The following is a 254-nucleotide window of genomic DNA, read 5'->3' as shown; positions in this document are numbered from 1 at the left end:
AAGAAAGAAGGGTATTATATCAATGCGCTTCGACCAGAACTTTACTGTGGGCCGAAGCAGGACCTCTGCTTGACTATTAAACGCATAACCTTTAAGGCTGAGCAGACAGACGGCTTTTTTGCGCAGACGGAAGATACCACGCTGTATTTCCAGAGTTACACAGAAGGGGAAAAGGCTTACAAAGTTCTAAAGCGTGTTGATGCGCGCAAGCGTCAAATTCCTTACATGTCATTCGGCAGCGAATATAAATTCTG

Annotated in this window: 1 protein-coding gene; it reads left to right on the top strand. The window is 44.9% G+C overall.

The features are described from left to right. Positions 1–69: 69 nt before the first annotated feature. A partial coding sequence (locus AB4486_RS24845; protein WP_372119359.1) for a hypothetical protein occupies positions 70–254 on the top strand: 185 nt, incomplete at its 3' end.

Origin of the sequence: Vibrio sp. 10N.222.55.C6, from assembly GCF_041473395.1 — a bacterium.
Lineage (GTDB): Bacteria > Pseudomonadota > Gammaproteobacteria > Enterobacterales > Vibrionaceae > Vibrio > Vibrio crassostreae_C.
This window is presented reverse-complemented; position numbering and strand designations above follow the sequence as displayed.